General features: G+C 38.6%; 23 protein-coding genes. 13 read left to right on the top strand and 10 right to left on the bottom strand.

The window, feature by feature from the left end; genetic code table 11:
* Positions 1-170: 170 nt before the first annotated feature.
* Positions 171-899 carry a peptidylprolyl isomerase gene (locus tag R2R28_RS20685; protein WP_316827560.1) on the bottom strand — a complete coding sequence of 243 codons (729 nt, stop codon included), beginning with the start codon at positions 897-899 and terminating at the stop codon, positions 171-173.
* Between the two features lie 94 nt (positions 900-993).
* Here R2R28_RS20685 and R2R28_RS20680 point away from each other — a divergent pair, with 94 nt between their 5' ends.
* The 8 genes from R2R28_RS20680 (at position 994) to R2R28_RS20645 (ending at position 6704) form a co-directional block, all read left to right on the top strand.
* Complete coding sequence (locus R2R28_RS20680) at positions 994-1395, top strand: HYC_CC_PP family protein (RefSeq protein WP_316827559.1); 402 nt, start codon at positions 994-996, stop codon at positions 1393-1395.
* Positions 1396-1477: 82 nt separating this feature from the next.
* Positions 1478-2014: a heavy-metal-associated domain-containing protein gene (locus R2R28_RS20675; RefSeq protein ID WP_316827558.1), complete on the top strand. Its 537-nt coding sequence runs from the start codon at positions 1478-1480 to the stop codon at positions 2012-2014.
* Between the two features lies 1 nt (position 2015).
* Positions 2016-2828 (top strand): hypothetical protein, encoded by an 813-nt coding sequence (locus tag R2R28_RS20670; RefSeq protein ID WP_316827557.1) that lies wholly within the window; start codon positions 2016-2018, stop codon positions 2826-2828.
* An 11-nt stretch (positions 2829-2839) separates the two neighbouring features.
* Positions 2840-3343 carry a DUF3347 domain-containing protein gene (locus tag R2R28_RS20665; RefSeq protein WP_316827556.1) on the top strand — a complete coding sequence of 168 codons (504 nt, stop codon included), beginning with the start codon at positions 2840-2842 and terminating at the stop codon, positions 3341-3343.
* On the top strand, positions 3343-3903 hold the full coding sequence (locus R2R28_RS20660; protein WP_316827555.1) for an AraC family transcriptional regulator: 561 nt from the start codon (positions 3343-3345) through the stop codon (positions 3901-3903). The genes R2R28_RS20665 and R2R28_RS20660 overlap by 1 nt, the downstream gene beginning before the upstream one ends.
* Before the next feature lie 376 nt (positions 3904-4279).
* Positions 4280-4852, top strand: a complete 573-nt coding sequence (locus R2R28_RS20655; RefSeq protein ID WP_316827554.1) for a YceI family protein — start codon at positions 4280-4282, stop codon at positions 4850-4852.
* Between the two features lie 129 nt (positions 4853-4981).
* Entirely contained in the window at positions 4982-5806 is an 825-nt protein-coding gene (ygiD, locus tag R2R28_RS20650) for a 4,5-DOPA dioxygenase extradiol (RefSeq protein ID WP_316827553.1), read from the top strand.
* Positions 5807-5984: 178 nt separating this feature from the next.
* Positions 5985-6704, top strand: a complete 720-nt coding sequence (locus tag R2R28_RS20645; RefSeq protein WP_316827552.1) for a heavy-metal-associated domain-containing protein — start codon at positions 5985-5987, stop codon at positions 6702-6704.
* Between the two features lie 49 nt (positions 6705-6753).
* On the opposite strand, the gene R2R28_RS20640 is transcribed toward R2R28_RS20645, so the two are convergent.
* From R2R28_RS20640 to R2R28_RS20630, 3 genes are all read right to left on the bottom strand, one after another.
* A complete protein-coding gene (locus R2R28_RS20640; RefSeq protein WP_316827551.1) occupies positions 6754-6933 on the bottom strand; it encodes a hypothetical protein in 180 nt (59 codons plus the stop codon).
* Positions 6934-7140: 207 nt separating this feature from the next.
* On the bottom strand, positions 7141-7665 hold the full coding sequence (locus R2R28_RS20635) for a YfiT family bacillithiol transferase (RefSeq protein WP_316827550.1): 525 nt from the start codon (positions 7663-7665) through the stop codon (positions 7141-7143).
* Between the two features lie 142 nt (positions 7666-7807).
* A complete protein-coding gene (locus tag R2R28_RS20630) occupies positions 7808-9205 on the bottom strand; it encodes an aldehyde dehydrogenase family protein (protein WP_316827549.1) in 1398 nt (465 codons plus the stop codon).
* Positions 9206-9336: 131 nt separating this feature from the next.
* On the opposite strand from R2R28_RS20630, the gene R2R28_RS20625 reads away from it, so the two are divergent.
* From R2R28_RS20625 to R2R28_RS20605, 5 genes are all read left to right on the top strand, one after another.
* A complete protein-coding gene (locus tag R2R28_RS20625) occupies positions 9337-10524 on the top strand; it encodes a hypothetical protein (protein WP_316827548.1) in 1188 nt (395 codons plus the stop codon).
* A gap of 181 nt (positions 10525-10705) precedes the next feature.
* Positions 10706-13090, top strand: a complete 2385-nt coding sequence (locus R2R28_RS20620; RefSeq protein ID WP_316827547.1) for a S9 family peptidase — start codon at positions 10706-10708, stop codon at positions 13088-13090.
* 330 nt (positions 13091-13420) lie between these two features.
* Positions 13421-14053 (top strand): peroxiredoxin, encoded by a 633-nt coding sequence (locus R2R28_RS20615; protein WP_025141704.1) that lies wholly within the window; start codon positions 13421-13423, stop codon positions 14051-14053.
* Between the two features lie 14 nt (positions 14054-14067).
* Positions 14068-14376, top strand: a complete 309-nt coding sequence (locus R2R28_RS20610; RefSeq protein WP_025141703.1) for a thioredoxin family protein — start codon at positions 14068-14070, stop codon at positions 14374-14376.
* Positions 14376-14624, top strand: coding sequence for a DUF6952 family protein (locus R2R28_RS20605; RefSeq protein ID WP_010599336.1), 249 nt, complete (start codon positions 14376-14378; stop codon positions 14622-14624). Before R2R28_RS20610 ends, R2R28_RS20605 begins: the two co-directional genes overlap by 1 nt.
* Positions 14625-14775: 151 nt before the next feature.
* Here R2R28_RS20605 and R2R28_RS20600 read toward each other — a convergent pair whose 3' ends face one another.
* The 6 genes from R2R28_RS20600 to R2R28_RS20575 all read right to left on the bottom strand — a co-directional run bounded on the left by R2R28_RS20600 (position 14776) and on the right by R2R28_RS20575 (position 22691).
* Positions 14776-14916 (bottom strand): hypothetical protein, encoded by a 141-nt coding sequence (locus tag R2R28_RS20600; RefSeq protein ID WP_316827546.1) that lies wholly within the window; start codon positions 14914-14916, stop codon positions 14776-14778.
* A gap of 340 nt (positions 14917-15256) precedes the next feature.
* Positions 15257-17842 (bottom strand): phosphoenolpyruvate carboxylase, encoded by a 2586-nt coding sequence (locus R2R28_RS20595; protein ID WP_316827545.1) that lies wholly within the window; start codon positions 17840-17842, stop codon positions 15257-15259.
* Between the two features lie 262 nt (positions 17843-18104).
* A complete protein-coding gene (locus R2R28_RS20590) occupies positions 18105-19652 on the bottom strand; it encodes a DHA2 family efflux MFS transporter permease subunit (protein WP_316827544.1) in 1548 nt (515 codons plus the stop codon).
* Between the two features lie 8 nt (positions 19653-19660).
* Positions 19661-20740, bottom strand: a complete 1080-nt coding sequence (locus tag R2R28_RS20585) for an HlyD family secretion protein (protein ID WP_316827543.1) — start codon at positions 20738-20740, stop codon at positions 19661-19663.
* A gap of 8 nt (positions 20741-20748) precedes the next feature.
* Complete coding sequence (locus R2R28_RS20580) at positions 20749-22068, bottom strand: TolC family protein (RefSeq protein ID WP_316827542.1); 1320 nt, start codon at positions 22066-22068, stop codon at positions 20749-20751.
* Positions 22065-22691, bottom strand: coding sequence for a TetR/AcrR family transcriptional regulator (locus tag R2R28_RS20575; protein WP_316827541.1), 627 nt, complete (start codon positions 22689-22691; stop codon positions 22065-22067). Before R2R28_RS20575 ends, R2R28_RS20580 begins: the two co-directional genes overlap by 4 nt.
* Between the last annotated feature and the right edge of the window lie 78 nt (positions 22692-22769).

Here is a 22769-nt window from a genome sequence, read left to right as displayed (position 1 = left end):
ATTTAGAAATTAATTGAATAAATGCTTAGTAATTCAATTAATGATATTCTTGAGCGACCGTCATCTCGACTGGAACGCAGTGGAATGGAGAGATCTGCCTTGATAGATTTCTCGACTACGTTGCACTCCGCTCGAAATGACGAATCTCCGCAACTCACGATGATATCCATCTACGAGCCCATAACCATCTTATCCTTCAAAGAATCCTGTAGCAACTGTTTCTCAATTTTTTTTGCAGCTCTTCTTTTTAGAATGGTAATTTCCATTTTTACATCCTGTTTCGGACGATTATTTTTATCGGTTGCCAACACCGCAATCTTATCTACCATATCCAGGCCTGCCACAATTTCTCCGTAGACCGTGTAGTTGCGGTCTAAATGCGGCGTACCTCCTATTGTTTTGTAAATCTCTCGCTGCCATTCAGGAATTTTGAATTTTAACCGTTTTTCTTCCACGCTGTTTAATTGCTGATCGGTAAAAACTTTACCCTGAACCAAGTAAAACTGGCTTCCACTTGAGGCTTTTGCAGGGTTTACATCATCACCCTCGCGGGCAGCAGCTAAAACACCCTTTTTATGGAATAAACTATCGTTAAATTCTGCCGGGATCGTATATTTTGGTCCGCCATTGCCCAACAAAGAATCAGGTTTAGCCTTTTTTGAATCCGGATCGCCACCCTGAATCATAAAATCTTTGATCACCCGGTGGAATAAAACATCATTATAATAGCCCTTCTTAACCAGTTTTATAAAATTATCACGATGTAACGGCGTTTGGTTGTACAGCTTAATAATACATTCGCCATATTCGGTTTTAATGCGTACATATTGATTTTTAGGCTTAGCTGCAAAGGCAGAAAGCATCGAAAATGCACACAGGAATAATAATAATTTCTTCATTTAATTGCTGTTTGGGGCTAAAATAAGCTAAAAAATGAAATTCAATAAATAAATCCCTGCTTTATTGGATATTTTTTGCTTTACCTTTGTGTTAATGAAGTTAAAACAAAAAATAGCACTTTCTTTGGCTGTATTCTATGCAGTTAGTGTTATGGGTTTGGCTTTAAGTCTCCATTTCTGTGGCGGCAAACTGGAAAATGTTAAACTTTTTAGCAATGAGGTTTCATGCAAGTTCTGCAAGGATATTCCTGCTGAAAAGAAAGATGATGGTTGCTGCAAAAACAGCCAGGTAACAGTTAAGGTCAAAGATAGCCATCAGGCCGAGGCACAGTTACAAATGCCGAAACTGTTTTCTATCCAGCTTTTTCTTCATCCTCCTGTTTTAGCATTTCTGAGCAACATTACCCCTCAGTTTTTCAGTACAATTTCGAACAAAGCGCCGCCATTATCCTCGCGGATTGCTTTGCATGTTTTCAATTGCATTTTTAGGAATTAGGATTTAAACACGGCTCATTAATGCACCATTTGCATTTTGACGGGCCCGATGTGACTTTTCTTAAATTCTAATTCAAAAAATCATGAAAGCAATAAAAATATTCAGCATTATTATGCTATTTTTCGCCGTTAATGTTTCGGCACAACAAATATCTACAGCAGATTTACAGGTAACTGGTTTAACTTGTTCTATGTGCTCTAACGCCACACAAAAATCGCTAGAAACCCTGGGGTTTATCAGTAGCGTTAAACCTGATTTAAATAAAAACATTTTTGTTTTAACCTTTAAAAAAGACGCTAATGTTAACCTCGACCTGGTTCGTAAAAAAGTGCAGGACGCAGGTTTTTCAGTTGGTGGTTTAACTGCAAACTTCAATTTTAACGATGTGAAAGTTGATGATAAAGGTCAGGCTGTGGTTGATGGCAATGTTTACCGTTTTGTAAATGTTAAAGGTAAAACCCTTACGGGTACCATAAAGGCCAGTGTGGTGGATAAAGATTTTATTTCAGGATCAGCGTTTAAAAAACAGGCTGCTACAGCGAATTCAGATGCTTACGCAAGCGGAGCGGGCGTAGTTAACGGTAAAAAAACAAGGATTTACCATTTAGTTCTTTCTTAAGATGAAGCGGATATTAGTATTAGCGTTGATGTTGATCGGCGTTTATAACATTGCCTCTGCACAAGAATTATATGTGTTTACGGAGCCTGCGAGCAATATGCCTAAAAAATCAATTGGTGTAAGAATCACCAACGAAGGGATGTTCAACTATCCGGGTTACGTAAGCAGAACCATCCCGGAGGTGATGATTGGGTTCAATAAAAACCTGATGATGCATGCGCAAGCTTTTCTTTCGGATATGGATGGAAAATACCGTTTAGAAGGCGGAAGTTTATATGCTAAATACCGGTTTTTATCACTGGATGAAACACATAGCCACTTCAGGGCTTCAGCTTTTGGAAGGGTAAGCACCAGCAAACGGCCAACCTATACAAGAGATATTAATCTTGAAGGCGACAATAGTGGTGTACAGGGCGGATTGATTTTCACACAGCTTCTGCATAAACTGGCACTATCATCAACCCTGGGTTATGCTCATGCCTTCGAAAACAGCGACAGGCAGATTGCGGGAATGCCGCAGCCAAAAAACATGTTATCGTATAGTTTATCTTCTGGTTATCTGGTTTTACCCGTAGTTTATAAGGATTACAAACAGCCTAACTTTAATGTATATTTAGAATTTCTTGGCAAAACCGACCCGAGCAGCGGTCAATCTTATTTGGATATCGCTCCTGCCCTACAGATGGTTTTAAACAGTACAACCCGTATCGATTTTGGCTATCGTTTTCAGGCAACGGGAAATATGGATAACCGATACACCAAAAATATGTACCTGCTTAGGGCAGAATTTAATTTTTTTAACGTTTTAAAATAGAATAACATCACATGAAGAAAATATTAGGATTAGTTGCCATCATCACGATCGCAACCACAGCTTTCACTTACGCACAAAGCAAAACAGACGTAGCCTTAAACGAGGCATTAACAGCATATTACGATGTAAAAAATGCACTGGCAACCGATAAAAAAGACCTTGCTATTGAAAAAGTAAAGCTTCTATCGGCAAAAGTAAATGCGGTTAACCATAAAGATTTACCAGCAGATCAGCATAAAATATTTATGGAGCAATCGGCCATTATCAAAAGTAAAGCAGCCCAGCTTGCGGGTTCGAACGACATTAAAACGCAAAGAAAGGCCTTTGAAGGGATTTCTTATGCCATGATCAAAACGTTGAAAGGTTTAAAATTTAACAGCCAAACCGTTTATGTGCAACACTGCCCGATGGCGAAAGCGAGTTGGTTAAATGAAAAAGAGAACATCGAAAATCCATATTATGGAAGCATGATGTTCGATTGTGGTGATGTTTCTGAAACCATAAAACCGAACTAATGGAACTGCATATCAAAAATATGGTATGCAACCGTTGTAAAATGGTGGTTAAGGCCGAGCTCGAAAAGCTTGGCTTTAAACCATTATTGGTTGAACTTGGCGAGGTTACACTGGCCGAAAATATCACTTCCGAAGATAAAACCCGGATAGCGGAAAGTCTTATCCCTTATGGTTTTGAATTATTGGAAGACAAGAAAACACAAATTGCCGAACAGATTAAAACGGCCATCATCAACCTGGTGCATTATACTAAAGAGCCATTAAAAATCAACCTTTCTGCCTACTTAAGCGATCAGTTGAAACAGGAGTATGCAAATTTAAGCAGCACTTTTTCGGAAATGGAAAACCAAACCATTGAAAAGTATTTCATTGCCCAAAAAATAGAGAAAGCGAAAGAAATGCTCACTTATGGCGAACTCACACTGAGCGAAATCGCTTATCAACTTAATTACAGCAGTGTTGCGCACTTATCAGCGCAGTTTAAAAAAGTGACCGGAATTACCCCTTCAGCTTATAAGGCAGCCTCAGCAGATAGCAGGAAAACGCTTGATGAAGTGTAGTGGAATGTAAAATGGATGAGGTAAAACGGATGATGGAGATTAAAGGGTTAATGGTTAGATAGATTTTGTTTGACGGCTTAAAGGCTGTTTCACATGCGCTGTAATGCCAAAATTAGTTGTTCGCTATAATGGTTGATGGCTGGATAGCTTATGGTTTATGACCTGTGGAGTATTCCATCAATAACATAAAACCATGAACCAAAACTTCAGTAGATGTTTTCAGTTAACAATCCAACAATGCTGACAATTTTGCCCATCCAGCAATTAAGCAATTTAAACAGTTAACCGACTAACCACCGTATTCAATTTCTTACCATACGTTAAGATTGATCGCCCGATACTCAATTACCTTTGTACCTAAATAAAATCACCAGGTATGAAAAAATTATTCTTATTTCTGATCGCTACCTCAATTAGTGTGGCATCATTTGCACAAACCAGCTGGAAAATAGATCCAATGCACTCGTTTGTTAACTTTTCGGTTAAACATATGGGCATTTCTTTTGTTGATGGCTCATTTAAAAAATTCGAAGGAACGGTTACAGCCGCTAAACCTGATTTAACTGATGCTAAAATCGCTTTTACTGTTGATGTAAACAGCATTACTACAGGCGTTGACATGAGAGATGGTCACTTAAAAACCGATGATTTCTTTAACGCAGAGAAATTTCCTGCCATGAAATTCGAAAGCACTTCTTTCAAAAAATTAAGTGGTAATAATTACGAATTAAGTGGTAAGTTAACCATCCGCGATGTAACCAAAGATGTAAAATTTGCTGTTGTTTATGGCGGTACCGCTAAAGATCAACAAGGCAATACCAAAGCTGGTTTCGGCGCTACAACAACCATTAACCGTTTAGATTATAACATTAAATATGATCCAACTGGTGCTGGTGTAGCAAAAGATGTTGCTATTAAATTAAACCTGGAGTTCGTTCAGGGCAAATAGTTAATAAGATCGTCATTCCGCATCTCCATATCGACGATAAGTTTAAATCTCATTATAAATCTGTCACATTGAGCTTGTCGAAATGTCTATAGTTGTTTCGCCAGGCTCAGCATGACAAACTAAACAGTTATGTCTGCACTATCCCAATTCAGAAATTTTACTCAGCGTTTGCCCCAAACGGATTTAATGCCAACGCTTTTTATTGGTCATGGCTCACCGATGAATGGCATTGAAAACAATGAGTTCAGCCAGAGTTGGACAGATTTAGCCGCACATATTCCGGTACCAAAAGCCGTTTTAGTGGTATCGGCACACTGGTACACCCATGGTACATTTGTTACCGCAATGGATTTCCCAAGCACCATTCACGATTTTGGTGGTTTTCCTCAGGCACTTTTTAATGTGCAATATCCTGCACCCGGCAATCCAAAACTGGCTGCAGAAATACCAGGCTTAATTCATTCTACCCCTGTTGGCCTCGACCATGATTGGGGCCTGGATCATGGTACCTGGACAGTGGTAAAACACATGTATCCAAACGCAGATATTCCTGTTTTACAATTAAGCATTGATTATACCAAATCACCAGAGCAGCATTACGAAATTGCCAGAGAAATTTATGCCCTACGCAAAAAAGGCGTTTTGGTTATTGGTAGCGGTAATATGGTGCACAACCTGCGTATGCTAAGCTGGGAAATGATTAACGGTGGCGGTTATGATTGGGCAATTGAAATGAACGATAAATTCAAAAATTTAATTGCCAACGGCGACCATAACCCTTTAATAAACTATCGCAACTTAGGTACCGATGCGATGCTGGCTATACCTACGCCAGAGCATTATTTACCCCTCATTTATACGCTTGGGATGAAAAGTGACAAGGAAGAGGTTTCGTTTTTTAACGATAAAGCAGTTGGCGGTTCGCTAACGATGACTTCTGTTTTGGTCGGGTAATTATGCTGTTATGCTGAGGTACGAAGCACCTGCAACCGATGATAACCCCGCGCTTCACAGATAAAGATTCTTCATTGCGTTTAGAATGGCAGTAACCGAAAATTCTATAACACTTTATGATTATTCTGTAACGCTTATGGCCCCTTAGAATGGTAAATTTGCTTAAAAGAATTTCATCATGACACATACCTATCAACTCACAGGCATGACCTGTGGCGGTTGCGAAAATAAAGTAAAAAACAACCTGTTCATCTTACCGGATATAACTTCAGTAGAAGTTTCGAAAGATACCAATTCTGCTACCATCAGCATGGAAAAACATATTGGCCTGGATACCTTACAAGAAGCTTTGGGCGGTACAGATAGCAAATACCAGATTTCTGCTGTACACCACAGCGAAGCGATAGAAGAAGCCAAATCGTGGGCAGAAACCTACAAACCCATTTTATTGATCTTTGGATACGTTACTGCAATTTCGTTGGTGGTTTCCTGGCAAGATAATACCGTCAACTTTATGGTGTTTATGCGCATTTTCATGGCAGGCTTTTTCCTGACGTTCTCATTCTTTAAAATGCTCAATTTAAAAGCCTTTGCCGAAAGTTATGCCATGTACGATATTGTAGCTAAAAAATTTGGCCCCTGGGGTTATATCTATGCTTTTATCGAACTTGGACTAGGACTTTCTTTCGCTTTAAACTTATCTCCTACCATTGTAAATTGGGTTACGCTGATCGTAATGACCATAAGTATCCTTGGTGTTTTGGAAAGTGTTTTAAACAAACAGAAAATTCAGTGTGCCTGTTTGGGTGCTGTTTTTAACCTGCCCATGAGTACTGTAACCATTGTGGAAGATGCCATTATGATTGCCATGAGCGCGGCCATGTTGATTTTAATGTAATAATTCAAAAGCGAATCAGAAAAGATGACTTAGAAATCCTAAATTCAATTTACAAGTGCTTATTTTCAAAATAATCCCGAAGTTCTGCTTTTTCATCAAAATCTTTTGGTAATTCTAGTACTCCAGCCACCTCATTTAATTTCGATAATTGGATAAGTTTTTCTTCAACTGTTATATTACCTAATTGTTTTGCACTTTTTTTGCCCGACTTTATAGTTAATAATTCCATTGCATTTATAATTACTTAAACATACACATTTACAAGAAACCATTAAAATCAAAGCTATTGTCGTTTATAATCTAAACTCCGATTTTCGGTTTTGCCCTTAAGCTCGCCTTTAATCCGGGCGAGCATTTTACGTTATTATGCTTGAGTAATAAAAAAGTATCCTTAATAATGTTTTATTCTGTAATATTTAAGGAAGAAAGCGTTCTTTTATTTTGCAATAGTATGAGTAATATGTGCCAAATGGTGCTTTCCGTGCCAAGCGTACATACCCAGCATATTTGCTAAAGAAAGTTCCTTATTGTGGGCCGGATGAATATATTTTCTTTGGTAATCTTCCACTTTTAAAGTTTTTAAAAAAGCAACCCAACGCTGATGTAAACCCGCTAATAAATCAAGAGATAGTTTGATATCTCCATTTTTTGCTTCTTCGGTTTCTGCCCATCGTTCTTCATAATATGGCCTGATTACAGGAATATCCTCGGTTATGGCTTGTTTGAAACGGATATAGGCATTAACATGACTATCTGGAATATGGTGAACAACTTGCCTTAATGTCCAGCTTTCAGGGCGATACGTTTGGTTTAATTCTTCATCAGTTAAATTTTCAGCAACCTTTTTGAGTTGATTTGGCAAGGCCTCTATTTCAGAAATCCAGATATCAATCTGTGTTTGATCGAAAATATCAGGCATTGAAAACTGACCGATCGGGTATTTAAGCTGTTCTATATCCATGAAACCAAAATAAGGTTTAAAAATAATAAATAGTTGAAAAGTTACAGCTTGGAAAGTTTTAATGTTGTAGCAAAACCTTCAAACATTATACGTTTCAACATTAAGGAGAAAACTTTGGTTAGTAAAACCGGCTTTGATTGAACTACATCAGTTTCTTTAACCATTTCAACAAACCCATTTTTTTACCGTAAGGAGGATAAATCATTCTGGTTAAACCTAATTTTGATTGAAAAACCACTGCTCTTTCGTGCGAAAAGGCTTTGAAGCCAAAAATCCCATGGCAGCTCCCCATTCCACTATTATTAACCCCACCAAAAGGCAAATTAGGGTTACTGATGTGAACCAATACATCATTTACACAGGTTCCGCCAGCACTGGTTTCGGCTATAATTTTTTTCTGATTCTGTTTGCTGTCTGAAAAAATGTAGAGTGCCAAAGGCTTGTTTTTACCATTCACTACATCAATAGCTTTCTCTAAGCTTTTAAAGGTGATTACAGGCAAAATTGGTCCAAATATTTCCTCCAGCATAATGGTGCTGTTTTCATTTACCGAAGTTAAAAGGGTGGGCATAATGGTTAAACTTTGAGCATCTGTTTCACCACCAAAAGCCAATACCACGCCATCATTAATCGCATCTTCCTTTAATTTATTCAAACGGTGAAACTGTTTTGCGTTGACGATTTTAGCATAATCATTTTTATTAATTTCAGCACTTTCGAAGAACATTTTCAGAACAGAAGTTTTATATTGTTTTATAAAATCTTCAAGCCTGCTTTCTTCAATCAAGACATAATCTGGAGCAATGCAGGTTTGCCCGGCATTAACCAATTTACCCCAGGCAATTTTTTCAGCGGCTTTTTTAATATCGCAGTTTCCGTCTACAATCGCAGGCGATTTTCCTCCAAGCTCTAAAGTAACCGATGTGAGGTTTTTAGCCGCAGCCTCCATCACTACTTTACCAATTGCGGTACTTCCGGTAAAAAATATATGATCAAACGGGAGTTTTAACAGTGCGGTAGAAACATCGGCATCACCTTCAAAACAGGCAATTTCCTTAGGTTCAAAAGTGGCTGCAATTAATTTACTGATTACACCTGCCGTTGCCCCGCTTAATTCGGAAGGCTTAAGAATGACACAATTCCCGGCAGCAATTGCCGAAATTAACGGACTCATCATCAACTGTAAAGGGTAATTCCATGGAGCAATAATCAGACAAACGCCTTTCGGTTCGTAGTATATTTTATTGCTGGCAAAAAAGTTGCTCATGGTTTTGCCTGCAGATTTTGGTTTCATCCATCCTTTCAACTTTTTGATGGCAAAATCTATTTCAGCATAGGTAAAATACAATTCGGTTACGGCTGTTTCGAAACGGTTTTTGCGCAGGTCCTTTTCTAAAGCGGCAAAGATTGCCTCTTCGGCCTTTTCTAAAGCTTGTTTCAATAATTTTAGCTTACTGATACGGGTTTTAGCATCCGTTTTGCGTAAATAGAATTTATGCTTTTGCTGTAAATCGAAAACCGATTTTATCTGTTGTTCCATAATTACCTACTATTGGCCCATTACTAATATTGGATTTGCCCGATTTATGCATTAAATTTAGTTAAAATGCAGTCGTTTCATTAAAAATTCATTCATTTAAAGCATATTGCAGCAAATTTTAATAATAAAAGATGAAAAGGTTGTTTTTTGTTTTCGCATCCATCCTTCCCCTGGTTATCCATGCCCAAACCATAAAAACAGACGTGCTGGTTATTGGCAGCGGTGATGCAGCTTATACGGCCTCTTTTCAGTCTTTTAAATCGGGGGCTAAAACGATCCTGCTAACACAAAAAGAGCAATTAGATTTAAATAAAATAACTGAAGCCAAAAAGTCTTTACTACCTTTTTACCAAAGCTTTTTCAAGCGCGAAACCGAAAATGCAAAAAGCCTGGAAATCCCAAAACCAAAGCCCGATAAAAAAAACCGTCCAAAGGTAATTGTGGTAGATAGCACTTTGCTTTTAAACGTCATCAATAATACGCCTTATACCGAAATCAAAAGATCTGGAAGTGGTTGGGAAATAAAACTCACAAAAGACAAAAGCATTAAAGCCAAAATTCTTTTATTAGCTGATAGTCCAGAAAAATTGATTGCGGCATTAAAAATTACATCTTTAAATCCAACCACTCCAAGTACGTTAAATTATGACGAAAACACTTACCGGACAACAGTGGCCAGTGTTTCTTCAAAGGGTGCCAATTTTTTATCATTATATAATCTGCTGATTTCAGAGCAGGAAAACCTGTTGTACATTCCGGTCGGTCAGTTTGAAATAGGACCAGCTGCAGGGGCAACCGCAGCGTATGCTGCATTTTTTGGCAAAAAAACGAGTCTATCCAACCTAAAAGGAATTCAGGGCGAATTATTAGCTTATAAACACGCATTAATGCCTTTTGAGGACATAAAAGCCGCCGATTCTAATTGGCTGGCCATTCAAAAAACAGGAATTACAGGAATTATCAAAGCAGAAATCAAACAGGGTAAAGCTTATTTCAATCCGGAAAAAGAAGTCATTTATCAGGAAATAAAACAGCCGGTTAAAGAATATTACTCCAAAGCCCAAATCTGGTTCGACGATCATCAAAACATTCCGGTTAATTTAGAAAATACCATTTCTATGGTGTGTTATGTGGGCAATAAATCAATTGATGCAACCAAAGCCGAACTACAAAAAAAATGGAACAAAAATTATAAGTTCAGCTCGAAATATAACCTCCAAAAAGTGCTAACCAGACGTGAATTTGCCACCATCATTAACGAGTACATGGAGCCTTTTGATAAGGTGAATGTAGATAAAACCGGAAGGGTAATTTTTTAGCCTCACCCTGTAAAAGCTGGTTTTTCTACTTCTGTCCATCGTTTCACTATCCTTGAGGAGAGGGATTGCAGGGCTTTCACCTAATACCTCACAACCATCGTAGGGTAAGGTGTTGTAACATTTCCATTTCCTTTTAAAATTGGTTCGCCCTTTACCTAAATTGCATGCAAACCTAAAATTCATGAAGAAATATTTACTTTTCCTTTTGCTTTGCACGGGCGAATACGCTTTTGCGCAGCAATTAGCCCCCTTAACCGTCGAAAAAATAATGCGCGACCCAAAATGGATGGGTGTAGCGCCAACAAATTTCCGCTGGACAGCTGATAGCAAAACACTCTACTTTAATTGGAATCCTGAAAATAAAGCCAAAGAAGAATTATTTAAAGTATCCGCAGGTTCTTCCAGGCCTGTTAAAGCAGCAGAAAAGGAAGATGAAAAACGATTGAGCCTAAACTATACCTACAGTGCTGATCGTTCACTCGGTTTGGTAGAAAAAAGTGGCGATATTTATCTACAAAACTTCAAAACGAAAACAGAAACCCGCTTAACCAATACATTGGAAAGGGAAAATAGTCCGGTTTTTCTTTCTAACGGAAATGTGGTTTATCAATTGGGTGATAACCTTTTCGAAGTGGATTTGAAATCGGCAGAAACCAAACAACTTACCAATTTTGTTAAAGGTAAAAAAGTCGGAAGAGCTGAAGGTAAATCTGCTACTGAACAGGATAAATGGCTAAAAGCCCAGCAAACAGAATTGTTCGATATTATTAAAAAACGAAATGCTGAAGCTAAAAATGGCTCTCGAGGCGGAAGAGGTCGCTTCGGTAACCCGGCTGCTGATTTAAAAACATTGAAAGAACTTTATACTGACGATAAGTTCCTAAATGGCGTAACCATCAGTCCTGATGGGCGTTTCGTTACCTATAAATTAACTACCCCGGCACAGAATAACCACAACACCATTGTGCCCAATTATATCACTTCATCGGGTTATACCGAAGATATTCCTGGCCGGACAAAAGTTGGCGAAAATGAAAATACCTCACAGGGTTTTATTTATGATACGCAGCGCGATACCATTTATGCGATCCAAACTGCAACCATCACCGGTATAAAAGACCTTCCTGATTACCTGAAAGATTATCCAAAAGAACTGGACACCTTAAAAAAGAAAAATGCCGATCGCCCCGTAAATTTATTTGGTCCGCTTTGGAATGATAATGGAAGTTTGGCCATTATTGTAGCCACTTCTACCGATAATAAAGACCGCTGGATTTTAAAACTGGATGCTTTAACGGGAAAATTTTCTTTGATCGACCGTCAGCGAGATGAGGCCTGGATTGGCGGGCCGGGCATCAGCGGTTTTTACCAGGGCAGCACCGGATGGATTGATAATAACCGTTTTTATTATCAAAGTGAAGCTACCGGATATTCTCATCTTTATGTGGTAAATGTAAATACAGGTGATAAAAAACAACTTACTGCTGGCAAATGGGAAGTACAATCGGTGCAGTTATCGAAAGATAGAAATACATTTTATCTTAAAACCAATAAAGAGCATCCGGGAATAACCAATCTTTTTAAAATCAGCGTAAACGGTGGTGAACTTGTTCAGATTAGCACCATGAAAGGTTTGAATGATATTACCCTCTCCCCTGACGAAAAATATGTTGCCATCAATTTTTCTTACCTGGATAAACCAGGCGAGTTATATCTTCAGCCAAATAAAGCCGGAGCAAAGGCAGAGAAAATTACACAATCTACTTCAGCAGAATTTAATTCTTACAAATGGCGTCAGCCCGATATGGTAAGCTTTAAAAACCGATATGGTGCAGATGTGTATGCGAGGGTTTATAAATCCAACAATCCTCACCCAAATCATCCTGCTGTAGTTTTTGTGCATGGCGCAGGCTATCTTCAAAATGTGCATTTCGGCTGGAGCACTTATTTCCGCGAATTCATGTTCAATAATTTACTGGCTGATAATGGCTATACTGTAATCGATATCGACTATACCGGAAGTTCTGGTTATGGCCGCGATCACCGTACAGGCATTTACCGCCACATGGGAGGAAAAGATTTAACGGACCAGGCCGATGGCGTTAAGTTTTTGGTAGAGAAATATGGCGTTAACCCAAAATACGTGGGTTTATACGGCGGCTCATATGGTGGTTTCATCACGCTGATGGCCATGTTTAACGAATCCGATGTATTTGCCAGTGGCGCCGCTTTACGTTCGGTTACCGATTGGGCACACTATAACCATGGTTATACTTCTAATATCTTAAACGAACCCTATAACGACCCAATTGCCTATAAAAGAAGTTCACCAATTTACTTCGCCGATAAGTTAAAAGGCAATCTTTTAATGGCACATGGCATGGTTGATGTAAATGTGCATTTTCAGGATATTGTTCGCATTACACAACGTTTTATCGAGCTTGGAAAAAATAACTGGGAGCTTGCCGTTTACCCGGTAGAAGATCATGGTTTTGTTGAGCCAAGCAGCTGGACAGATGAGTATAAAAGGATATTTAAATTGTATGAAAATACGTTAAAGAAATAGCCCTTTGTTGTATTAGGTCGTCATTGCGAAGAGGCTTTTCAGCCGAGAAAGCAATCTTAAAACGAGCGCTACCAGCGAGCGCTTTAAGATTGCTTCGTGCCTCGCAATGACGACCTTTTTAAATAAAGCATCTGCAGCCTGTGGAACAGATGCTTCGTGCCTAAGCACAACAGCAAAGAACTGAAATAGAACCCCGCTATATTTCATATAAACAATATAGTTTTCATCTATATCATTATCAATAAATACAATTAACTATTAATGAATCGGGGTTGATTGACTCCTCTTTTAGCCTTACCTTTGTGCCAACAAAAATAAAGACAAAAAATTATGGCAATAGTAGGTAAAAAATTTCCGAGTGTTAGTATTGATGCAATGTCAGACATGGGTGATGACTTGAAAATCAATGTATTTGAAGAAGCTGTAAATAAAAATAGTAAAGTGTTATTATTCTGGTATCCAAAAGATTTTACTTTCGTTTGCCCTACAGAATTACACGCTTTCCAAGCTGCTTTACCTGAGTTTGAAAAAAGAAATACCATTGTAATTGGTGCATCTTGCGATACCAACGAAGTTCATTTCGCATGGTTAAACACACCAAAAGATAATGGTGGTATTGAAGGTGTAACTTACCCGATTTTAGCTGATACGCACAGACAATTATCTGGTATCCTTGATATTTTAGATCAGGAAGTTAACTACGATGAAGAAGGAAACGAATCTTTCTCAGGTTCAAATGTTTCTTTCAGAGCTACTTATTTGATTGACGAAACTGGTAAAGTTTTCCACGAAAGTGTTAACGATATGCCACTAGGCAGAAATGTTAAAGAATATTTACGTTTAATTGATGCTTATGCTCACGTTCAGAAACACGGCGAAGTTTGTCCTGCAAACTGGGAAGAAGGAAAAGAAGCAATGAACGCAAACAGAACTGGCGTAGCTGAATATTTAGCCGCTAACTAATTAAACAAAACGTTATGTTTTTAGAATTAACAGAAGATAATCTTCAACAATATTTAGCCGATAACTCAAAGGTAATGGTTCAGTATGCTGCATCGTGGTGCGGTAACTGCAGAATCATGAAACCTAAGTTTAAAAAACTGGCTTCAGAAAATGAAGATGTAGCTTTCTTGATTGTTGATGCCGAAAAACTTCCAAACTCACGCAAATTTGCAAACGTTGATAATTTACCAACTTTCGCAGCTTTTGAAGGCGGTAGCTTGGTAGATCAGGTGCAAACCAACAAAGCAGAAGGTTTAATAGAACTATTTAACAAGATAAAGTAATGAAGATTCCGGTTATAAGACAATTATTTCAAAACACCACTCCGGCACAACTGGAGACTACTTTAGAAGTTTTAGAGGCTTTCTGCGAATTTAGAGGCGTTAGTGAGCACGAGGTTGATGTGGCGGGCGAAATGATTACCAATATCTGTGGTGCGTTAGAAGTACACCAGATGGTAAGTGAGGGTGCTGCTGAAAAAGATGCATTAAATGCTTTCGGCCAAAAAGTGATGGGTTCGATCGATCGATAATCGTCTTAAGCTTTAATCTAGCTTTTCAAGATATAAAATCCCTCGTTGATAAAAATCAGCGGGGGATTTTTGTTTATAAACGCTTTGTCATTACGAGTAGGCTTTTCATCCCACGAAGCAACCTTTACTCTTATTATCAAAACCTAAACATTTAGCTTAAATTTTCAAAGTAAAGATCTTTTTGGAAAGCGAAGTTCTGCTTTCCATCGGTTGCTCCAGCCCTGCTTTCCCTCCTGCCGATAGAAAAAACCGGCATCCGTCCAATCAGGTTTAGGTATTTTGGGTTTGTCATTCTGAACGCAGTGAAGAATCTGCAGCCGAAGAACTACAGGAACTTTATAATAGATCAGGCGGTGATTTTTGGAAATCAAGGTTCCGTTTTCCATCGGTTGCTACAGCCCTGCTTTCCCTCCTGCCGATAGAAAAAATCGGCATCCGTCCAATCAGGTTTAGATGGCATGACCTGTCATTCTGAACGCAGTGAAGAATCTATCGAAGAACCACAACATCAACAGTAAGTGGTCAATTTCAATAACCGCTACTATACACGAGATTCTTCGTGCCTCAGAATGACAGGAGCAAAAAAAGGTCTGTGAGAACACAGACCTTAGAATATATTTAAACCTGAAGTATTAAGCTAAATTCCTACCCGCATTTACAATACCAAATACCGTTCTAACAGCAAGTTTTTCTAAAGCGTGCTGGTCTTTTTCATTCTGATCGTGCTGCAATTTTTCCAAAGCAAAATGCTGGATCAATACCAGCGGTAAAATAATCTTTTCGCGGGTAGCTATCGACTTTTTATCTACAGGATAATTGGCCATTAATGTTGGCTGTCCTGAGAGTTTTAAAAGCATCTCCTTCGTTAATTCGAATTCATCATGTAGTTGAGTCCAAAATGCACCAAACTCTTTGTCGTTGGCTAAATGTGCCGTAATTACAAAGTCCGATTTGCTCATGCTCATCATACAGTTATCTACAATGGTTTTCAGGTAATCAGAATCCTGGTAAACCTTCGCCACTTTATCCCAGTTACCGGCTTTTTCCTGATTTTTCATCGCCGTACCCATTCCATAAAAACCTGGCACATTCTGCTTTAACATACTCCATGCGGTAACAAAACTAATGGCCCTTAAATCTTCAAGTTTCATTTCGCCACCACCGTTTCTTTTTACCGGGCGACTACTGATATTGGCCTGGGAAAGTAATTTTAGAGGGGATAATTTCTCTAAATAACTCACAAATAACGGATGCTCACGCAAATCTACAAAAGCTTTGTAACCATCTTCAGCCATTTCATCCAATAAGGTTTTATTTTCCGGATCCAGCAGCACGTTGTGTTTTTCTTTTAAGCCTGATGAAATACCCGCATTAATAAGCTGTTCGATGTTAAATTCGGCACTTTCTACCGAACCATACTGTGAACTAATGGTTTGGCCCTGCACGGTTAACTGAATATTTTTATTGGCAATCTCTTTCCCCATTGAAGCATAAAAACGGTGTGTTTTACCTCCACCACGAGCCGGCGGACCACCCCTGCCATCGAAAAATGCCAATTGGATATTGTGTTTTTTCGATACTTCCGAAAGGGATGTTTTTCCATTAAAGATTGACCAGTTGGCCATTAAATAACCACCATCTTTGGTACTGTCAGAATATCCGAGCATAATATCCTGTTTGTTGCCCCGGCTGGCTAAATGGGCTTTATAGAACGGATTACTGTAAAGCGTTTCCATAATCGCGGCGGCACCTTTTAAATCGTTAACGGTTTCAAAAAGTGGCACAAAATCAATGGTCAGCGAATCTTTGCTCCAGCCATTCCAAAGAAAAAGCTCGATTAACTGCAAAATATCGCTTGCCTGCTGGCAATTGCTGATAATAAAACGGTGACAGGCTTTTTCGCCATTGCGTTTTTGAATACCTTTTATTTCTTTAATTACTTCAATAGTATCTGTGGTTAAAGCATCTGCTTCACTTGCATAAACAATTGTGGCTTCTTTAAACGAAATCAGTTTTAATTTTTCAGCTTCTGATAACTTGTCGTAATCACTAGGATATAAAGATGAAATCGGTTTATTTTCGCGGCAATAAGCATGTACACTTCTTAGCACACGACTATCCTGACGGATATCCAGCGATGCAAAATAATTGCCGTATAAATCGATCTTACGGATCAAATCGTTAACCAGGTCAACAAACAAACCATCGTGTTCTGCCAACAAGGTTTCTTTAATTTTATTCAGGTTATCCCTTAATTCATCAGAAATATCATGAAGTTCGCAGGTTTGATCGAAGGCATTTAGATACAGTACATCGTGCAATTTCGCGATATTCTCTTCAACGCCCCTAAAAGTAATTCGGCGTTTAATTACCCTAAAATCGCGGTAATAACAACGGAACAAGATCTGACGCAACATTTTAGAGACTTCTAAAGTGGTATCGGCATGGATATTCGGGTTTCCATCCCTATCGCCCCCTGGCCAGAAACCCAGTTCTAAAATTTTCTTGGTTTCGAGGTTATACTCGTCAAGGTTCTGGTCTATTTCTTCCTGGATATTAGCCGCAGCAAAATAAAAAGTGTTTTCGAGAAACCAGGCAAGGTTTAGCGCCTCATCAACCGGAGTTGGCGATTTTTTATTAAAAAATGGCGTTTTACCCAATTGCTGTAAAAGCGAGTTCATTGAGATAATATCATTATCCCTGATGGCTTTGGTTAAATCGGTAATAATGGCCAACACACTACCCGGATAAAACTGGGTTGGATGCGCGGTTAAAACCAAACGAAGTGAAAGTTCATCAATCAGTTTCTCAATTTTGGTAAGCACAGGCTTGTTATCGGCATTTTTCTTTAAAATAAATGCGAGTGTACTCTGCTCATCGGTGGTATTTAATTTGGTAAAAGAAGCATCTTCAACAGCATCAAAAAGCACCACCTGGCGCTCGATATACTGGATAAAACGGAAAAGCAGGTCAACAATATCTTTACGTTCAGTATAGCTGGTATACTTGGCAAAAAATTCTTCGATAATCTGCGCAGGTTTTTCTCCGTTTGCAATGCCTTCTTCACAGCTTTTAAAGAATAAGGGAAGTAATGTTCCGGTATCTTTAATTTTGTAAAAAGGCAAGGTGAGAAATAAACTGTTAAATAGTTCGAATTTTGAGATGACCTCATTATTAAAAATAGATTCTCGTTGCGTTGTTAAACGAAGTTTGGGCATAGCTTATGCAGTAGTTTTGTATACTGTAATACTACAAAAAATGCATAAGGTATTAAAATTCTAAGGCTTACAATTTGGAAAATTGTAGAATAAATTTTAATTTTAGAATCTTATTTGGCCACTATGTGGTTAAGTAAGAACATTTGCAATGTTTAAGGGCATTGCATTGATTGTTAATTTTTTGGGTTAAAACAGCCGATGTAATAAAATACACCGGCTGTTTTTGTTTTTTGCCATTATTTAGGCCAATTCTTTGCAAATTTTAATGCACATCAGTAGGAATGTTTGCATTTTTCTTAAACTTTTGAAGATAAAGTAACGGGATCGAGAACAACATAATCAATCCTGCTACCCAATAAGCATCGTCATAAGTAAGCAACATGGTCTGCCTGGTGACAATTCCTTCCATTGCTTTTGCTGCCATAATTTTGGCATCGAACAAAGTTTGTCCTTTTGCCATAAAGCCTTTAATTAAGCCGTTAAAACGATCTACAAATGGCTGGTTATAGTCATTCACATTTGATAACAGAACGCTTCTGTGGAAACCTGAACGGATGTGGATTAAAGTAGTTAAAGCTGCGATACCAAATGAACCGCCTAACTGGCGCATCATGTTGTTTAAACCTGAACCCTGACCAATTTCCGCTCCTTTCAAATCCTGAATAGCCAATGTAGTTAAAGGCACAAATAACAGCGCCATCCCCACACCTCTGATTACCAATGGCCAGAAGAAATCGCCTGTTCCTGATTGTAAAGTCGAATTACTCAACATCCAGCAGAAAACGAAAAAGGCAAACATCCCGAAAGTAGCCATAATCTGAGCCGGAACACCTTTTTTAAGCATAATACCGATAAAAGGCATCATTACAATGGTACATAAACCACCCGGAAATAAGATTTCTCCGGTTTGCAAAGGCGAAAATCCCAGCAGATTCTGACAGAAAACCGGAAACACGAACACCGAACCATATAAACCGAAACCCAAAATAAATGAGGTAAACATGCCCACAGAAAAACTTCTGTGCCGCATAATTTTAAAGTTCACAATCGGGTGGTCGGTGGTCATCTCCCGCCAAATAAACAGCAGTAAGCCAAATACCGAAGCAACGGCCAATGCAGTAATATATGGTGTAGAGAACCAATCTTCGCTCTCTCCTTTTTCTAATAATGTTTGTAAGCTACCTATTGCAATAGCCAATAATGCGATACCCCACCAATCGACAGGTTGACCCTGCCCTGATTTCGGGGTTTCCCGAACGAAAGTGTACGTACAATAGGCCGCGAGTATTCCGACGGGAATATTCACATAAAAGATCCATGGCCACGAACTGATTTCCAGGATATACCCACCAATGGTTGGACCAACAGTTGGGCCAACTACTGCACCCAAACCAAATAAGGCTGTTGCAATGCCCACATCTTCGCGTGGCCAGGTTTCGATCAGGATAGCTTGCGCTGTTGATATTAAACCACCACCGGCCAATCCCTGAATAATCCTAAATAAAATAAGCTCATTTAATGAAGTGGCGTTTCCGCACAAAAAGGAAACGAGTGTAAAAACGATGATGGAGGTAAGAAAATAATTTTTCCTGCCGAACCGGTTACCCAACCAGCCCGACATTGGCAACACGATAACGTTTGCTACCGCATAGCCGGTAGAAAGCCAGGCCACATCCTCCAGGGTGGCGCCCAGGTTTCCCTGTATCTGTGGAATTGCCACGTTTACGATCGTTGTATCAATCAGCTCCAATAAAGAAGCTGTGATTACCGTAAACGTAATAATCCACTTTTTTAAACCTACTTCGGCCATTTTAAATATTATTTAGTAGATACTGAAGCTTTAACGCTCATTCCTGGACGTAATTTAGCCAACAGTTCTTTTGATGGATGGATTTTGATTTTTACCGGAACACGTTGTACCACTTTAACGAAGTTACCAGTAGCATTATCAGGAGGTAATAAAGATCCTTTTGCACCAGTAATTGGAGAGAAATTATACACTTCACCTTCAATTTTTTCGTTCGGATAAGCGTCGACTTCGATCTCTACTTTAGAACCTTCTTTAATTTTTTCCAATTGGGTTTCTTTAAAGTTTGCGGTTACATAAATACTTCCGTCGTTTACTACCGAGAATAAAGACTGACCAGCCTGAACCAATTGTCCTTTTTGAACATTCTTTTTAGAAACAATACCAGTTGCAGGGGCTTTAATATCGGTATATGATAACTGAAGTTTAGCAAAATCGATATCACTCTGGCGTTGGCTGATTACATTGCTGCTTACTGCAAGTTGCGATTGTGTGGTACCTACCTGTTTAACTGCAGCATTATATTGGTCTTGCGCTGCCTGATATGCTGCCAAAGCAGATTGTTTTGCTGCTTCTGCAGATTCTTTACTGGCTTTTGCCTGATCGAAAGCCTGTTGGGTTATCGATCCGTCTTTTACCAGGTTTGCATAACGGTCGTAATCTTTCTGTGCTAAATTTACTTTAACATTTGCAGCCGCAACATTTGATTTTGCTGCATCAACGTTTGCTTTTGCTGTACCAGTATTAGCCTGGGTAGCTGCAATTTGCGATTCAGCTACACCAACCCCTGCACTAGCACCTTTTTGACCTGATTGTGCCTGCTCTAACTTCACTTTATAATCGTTATCATCAAGCTTTACTAAAATCTGTCCTTCAGTTACATGCGTATTTTCTTCGAAATTAATATCTTTAACATAACCGCCAACACGTGCAACAACAGGACTGATATCACCATCAATCTGAGCATCATCCGTATCTACGTGTTTGCTATAATAACTCCATTCGGTAATTCCGAAGATTATACCGATTACTAGTAAAACACCTAAAATGATGGGTACTACTATGTTCTTTTTTTTCTTTTCAGTTGTCATTGCTGTATTTATTGCGTTATTTTTCCTGTTGATTTCAATAATGTATAGTAAGCCAAACCTGCGTCTGCCTTTGCTATTTCTAAGTTTATTTTTGCCTGGTATAATAAAGTTTCTGCATCGATTCTATCGGTAACAGAAGCTACGTTATTTTTGTATTTAGATGCCAGTAACTTATCATTCTCTGTTGCCTGCGCAATTGAAGTTTCCAAAACCTGGATTTTGTTCATCGCCACCTGGTAACTTTGAAAGTTTTTATTGATATCTGTTTTTACCTGATCAGAAAATATATCCTTCTGAATGGTAATTTCGCTCTGCTGAATTTTTGCTTCGCTTACTTTGTTTTTGTTTGTCCAAAGGTTTCCGAAATTCCATGAAACCGTTGCGCCTAATGTAATAGGCATTAAATATTGGTTTGCCGGAGGAATAAAGTTGCCGCTTGGGTTAATGTAATAAAGGTTTGCACCCACACCAACGGTTGGTAAGGTATTTGCCTTAACGGTTTTGATGTTAAAATCAGCAACCCTGTTCTGTACATCAAATTGTTTTAATTCCTGACGGTTAGCTAAAGCCTGCCCGATATATTCGTTTAATGAACCCGGTGTTTTTAAGCCTGCTGTTGGATCGGTAATTTTAACCTCGGTATCTTCAGGTAAACCCAAAAGGATATCCAGGTTATAGTTAATTACTTTGCGGTTGCTCTCAATATCCATTTGCGTTAGGGTAACATTTGCCTGTTGCAATTGGAAACGCAATACATCATTTTTGGTTACAATGCCCTGCTCGAAAAAACGTTGTGCCTGTTTAATTTGTGCCGCAATTGATTCTAAATTCTGATCAACTACTTTTCTGCTCTGCAAAACCTTGTATAAAGAATAATAAGTATTGATGATGGCGTAAGTAATTTCTTCTTTGCTTTTATCGGCATCTAAACGTGCTACTTCGGCCAGTAATTTGGTCGATTCTTTTGCATATTTTAATTTACCACCGCCATATACCAATTCTTGTACCGCAGCTGTACCTACAAAAGCATCAGCTCTTTTGGGAAGGTGTAACGAAGATTCGCTACCGGGTAAAGTAAAAGTTGTGGTTGGAATTTCTGCGTGGTTATACATAAAACTTGCATTTCCGGTTGGTAACGCATTATCTTTAACAACCGCCAGCTGTGCAACAGCCTGATCAATCTTGTTTTGGGAGAGTTTTAAGTTTTTACTATTGGCTATGCCAAGTTCTATTGCCTGGTTAATATTTAATTCCTTGCTGCTTTGTGCAAATAAAGCTGCTGGAATTAATGATGCCGCAAGCATTAATCTAATCGATTTGGGTATCATCTTTTTGTTGTTAAATAAACTGTTGTTAGATCTTGTAAGTGGGTAACTGCCCTGTCTTTAATAATTTTTTTGTCTTTCGGATTACTCAGGTCGAAGTTAGAGCACGATATTACTTTATGGGGAGCAATAACAATATTGGTAACGGTACCCATAATGGTTGCAATTACCATCCGCACATCTACCTTGTTAAAACTTCCATCTTCAATACCATCGGTAATAATGCGATCGATTAATTGCATGTTATGACTCATGGCATCTTTAATCTTATCATACATTTCTGGCCTTTGGGTTAAAGATAATTCGCGGTGCATCATTTTATGAAACGCAGTATTATTCATTATCCGGTTTACATAACCTTCAATAACTTTATGCAGTTTTTCTAATGCCGAAATTTTATCCTCATTGATGATTTTTAGTTGGGATGCGAAACCTGCAATACGCTCGTTCATGATCTCTACAAAAACCCCTTCTTTCGAACCGAAATAATAATTTATCATCGCCATGTTCGCTCCAGATTCTTTTGCAATCTGCCGGGTAGAAGTGCCCTCATACCCTGTTTCGCAAAACAACTTTTCAGCTGCTTCAAGAATGGCTAATCTTTTATCTACTTTTTCTGTTTTCATTTCTTTTTGACACCACAAAATTAATCAATCGTTTGATTAATTTCCAAATGTTTTAATACATCTTTTACATTCGTTTGA

The sequence above is a fragment of the Pedobacter miscanthi genome, assembly GCF_032678605.1.
In the GTDB taxonomy this organism is placed as follows: Bacteria; Bacteroidota; Bacteroidia; order Sphingobacteriales; family Sphingobacteriaceae; genus Pedobacter; species Pedobacter miscanthi_A.
The sequence above is the reverse complement of the archived record's forward strand: the minus strand, read 5'-3'. Positions and strand labels throughout refer to the sequence as shown.

Bases quoted from the DNA above. Each gene is read 5' to 3' on its own strand.
- R2R28_RS20685 (WP_316827560.1), bottom strand. From the start codon at position 899: ATGAAGAAATTATTATTATTCCTGTGTGCATTTTCGATGCTTTCTGCC.
- R2R28_RS20680 (WP_316827559.1), top strand. From the start codon at position 994: ATGAAGTTAAAACAAAAAATAGCACTTTCTTTGGCTGTATTCTATGCA.
- R2R28_RS20675 (WP_316827558.1), top strand. From the start codon at position 1,478: ATGAAAGCAATAAAAATATTCAGCATTATTATGCTATTTTTCGCCGTT.
- R2R28_RS20670 (WP_316827557.1), top strand. From the start codon at position 2,016: ATGAAGCGGATATTAGTATTAGCGTTGATGTTGATCGGCGTTTATAAC.
- R2R28_RS20665 (WP_316827556.1), top strand. From the start codon at position 2,840: ATGAAGAAAATATTAGGATTAGTTGCCATCATCACGATCGCAACCACA.
- R2R28_RS20660 (WP_316827555.1), top strand. From the start codon at position 3,343: ATGGAACTGCATATCAAAAATATGGTATGCAACCGTTGTAAAATGGTG.
- R2R28_RS20655 (WP_316827554.1), top strand. From the start codon at position 4,280: ATGAAAAAATTATTCTTATTTCTGATCGCTACCTCAATTAGTGTGGCA.
- ygiD (WP_316827553.1), top strand. From the start codon at position 4,982: ATGTCTGCACTATCCCAATTCAGAAATTTTACTCAGCGTTTGCCCCAA.
- R2R28_RS20645 (WP_316827552.1), top strand. From the start codon at position 5,985: ATGACACATACCTATCAACTCACAGGCATGACCTGTGGCGGTTGCGAA.
- R2R28_RS20640 (WP_316827551.1), bottom strand. From the start codon at position 6,933: ATGGAATTATTAACTATAAAGTCGGGCAAAAAAAGTGCAAAACAATTA.
- R2R28_RS20635 (WP_316827550.1), bottom strand. From the start codon at position 7,665: ATGGATATAGAACAGCTTAAATACCCGATCGGTCAGTTTTCAATGCCT.
- R2R28_RS20630 (WP_316827549.1), bottom strand. From the start codon at position 9,205: ATGGAACAACAGATAAAATCGGTTTTCGATTTACAGCAAAAGCATAAA.
- R2R28_RS20625 (WP_316827548.1), top strand. From the start codon at position 9,337: ATGAAAAGGTTGTTTTTTGTTTTCGCATCCATCCTTCCCCTGGTTATC.
- R2R28_RS20620 (WP_316827547.1), top strand. From the start codon at position 10,706: ATGAAGAAATATTTACTTTTCCTTTTGCTTTGCACGGGCGAATACGCT.
- R2R28_RS20615 (WP_025141704.1), top strand. From the start codon at position 13,421: ATGGCAATAGTAGGTAAAAAATTTCCGAGTGTTAGTATTGATGCAATG.
- R2R28_RS20610 (WP_025141703.1), top strand. From the start codon at position 14,068: ATGTTTTTAGAATTAACAGAAGATAATCTTCAACAATATTTAGCCGAT.
- R2R28_RS20605 (WP_010599336.1), top strand. From the start codon at position 14,376: ATGAAGATTCCGGTTATAAGACAATTATTTCAAAACACCACTCCGGCA.
- R2R28_RS20600 (WP_316827546.1), bottom strand. From the start codon at position 14,916: ATGACAAACCCAAAATACCTAAACCTGATTGGACGGATGCCGGTTTTT.
- R2R28_RS20595 (WP_316827545.1), bottom strand. From the start codon at position 17,842: ATGCCCAAACTTCGTTTAACAACGCAACGAGAATCTATTTTTAATAAT.
- R2R28_RS20590 (WP_316827544.1), bottom strand. From the start codon at position 19,652: ATGGCCGAAGTAGGTTTAAAAAAGTGGATTATTACGTTTACGGTAATC.
- R2R28_RS20585 (WP_316827543.1), bottom strand. From the start codon at position 20,740: ATGACAACTGAAAAGAAAAAAAAGAACATAGTAGTACCCATCATTTTA.
- R2R28_RS20580 (WP_316827542.1), bottom strand. From the start codon at position 22,068: ATGATACCCAAATCGATTAGATTAATGCTTGCGGCATCATTAATTCCA.
- R2R28_RS20575 (WP_316827541.1), bottom strand. From the start codon at position 22,691: ATGAAAACAGAAAAAGTAGATAAAAGATTAGCCATTCTTGAAGCAGCT.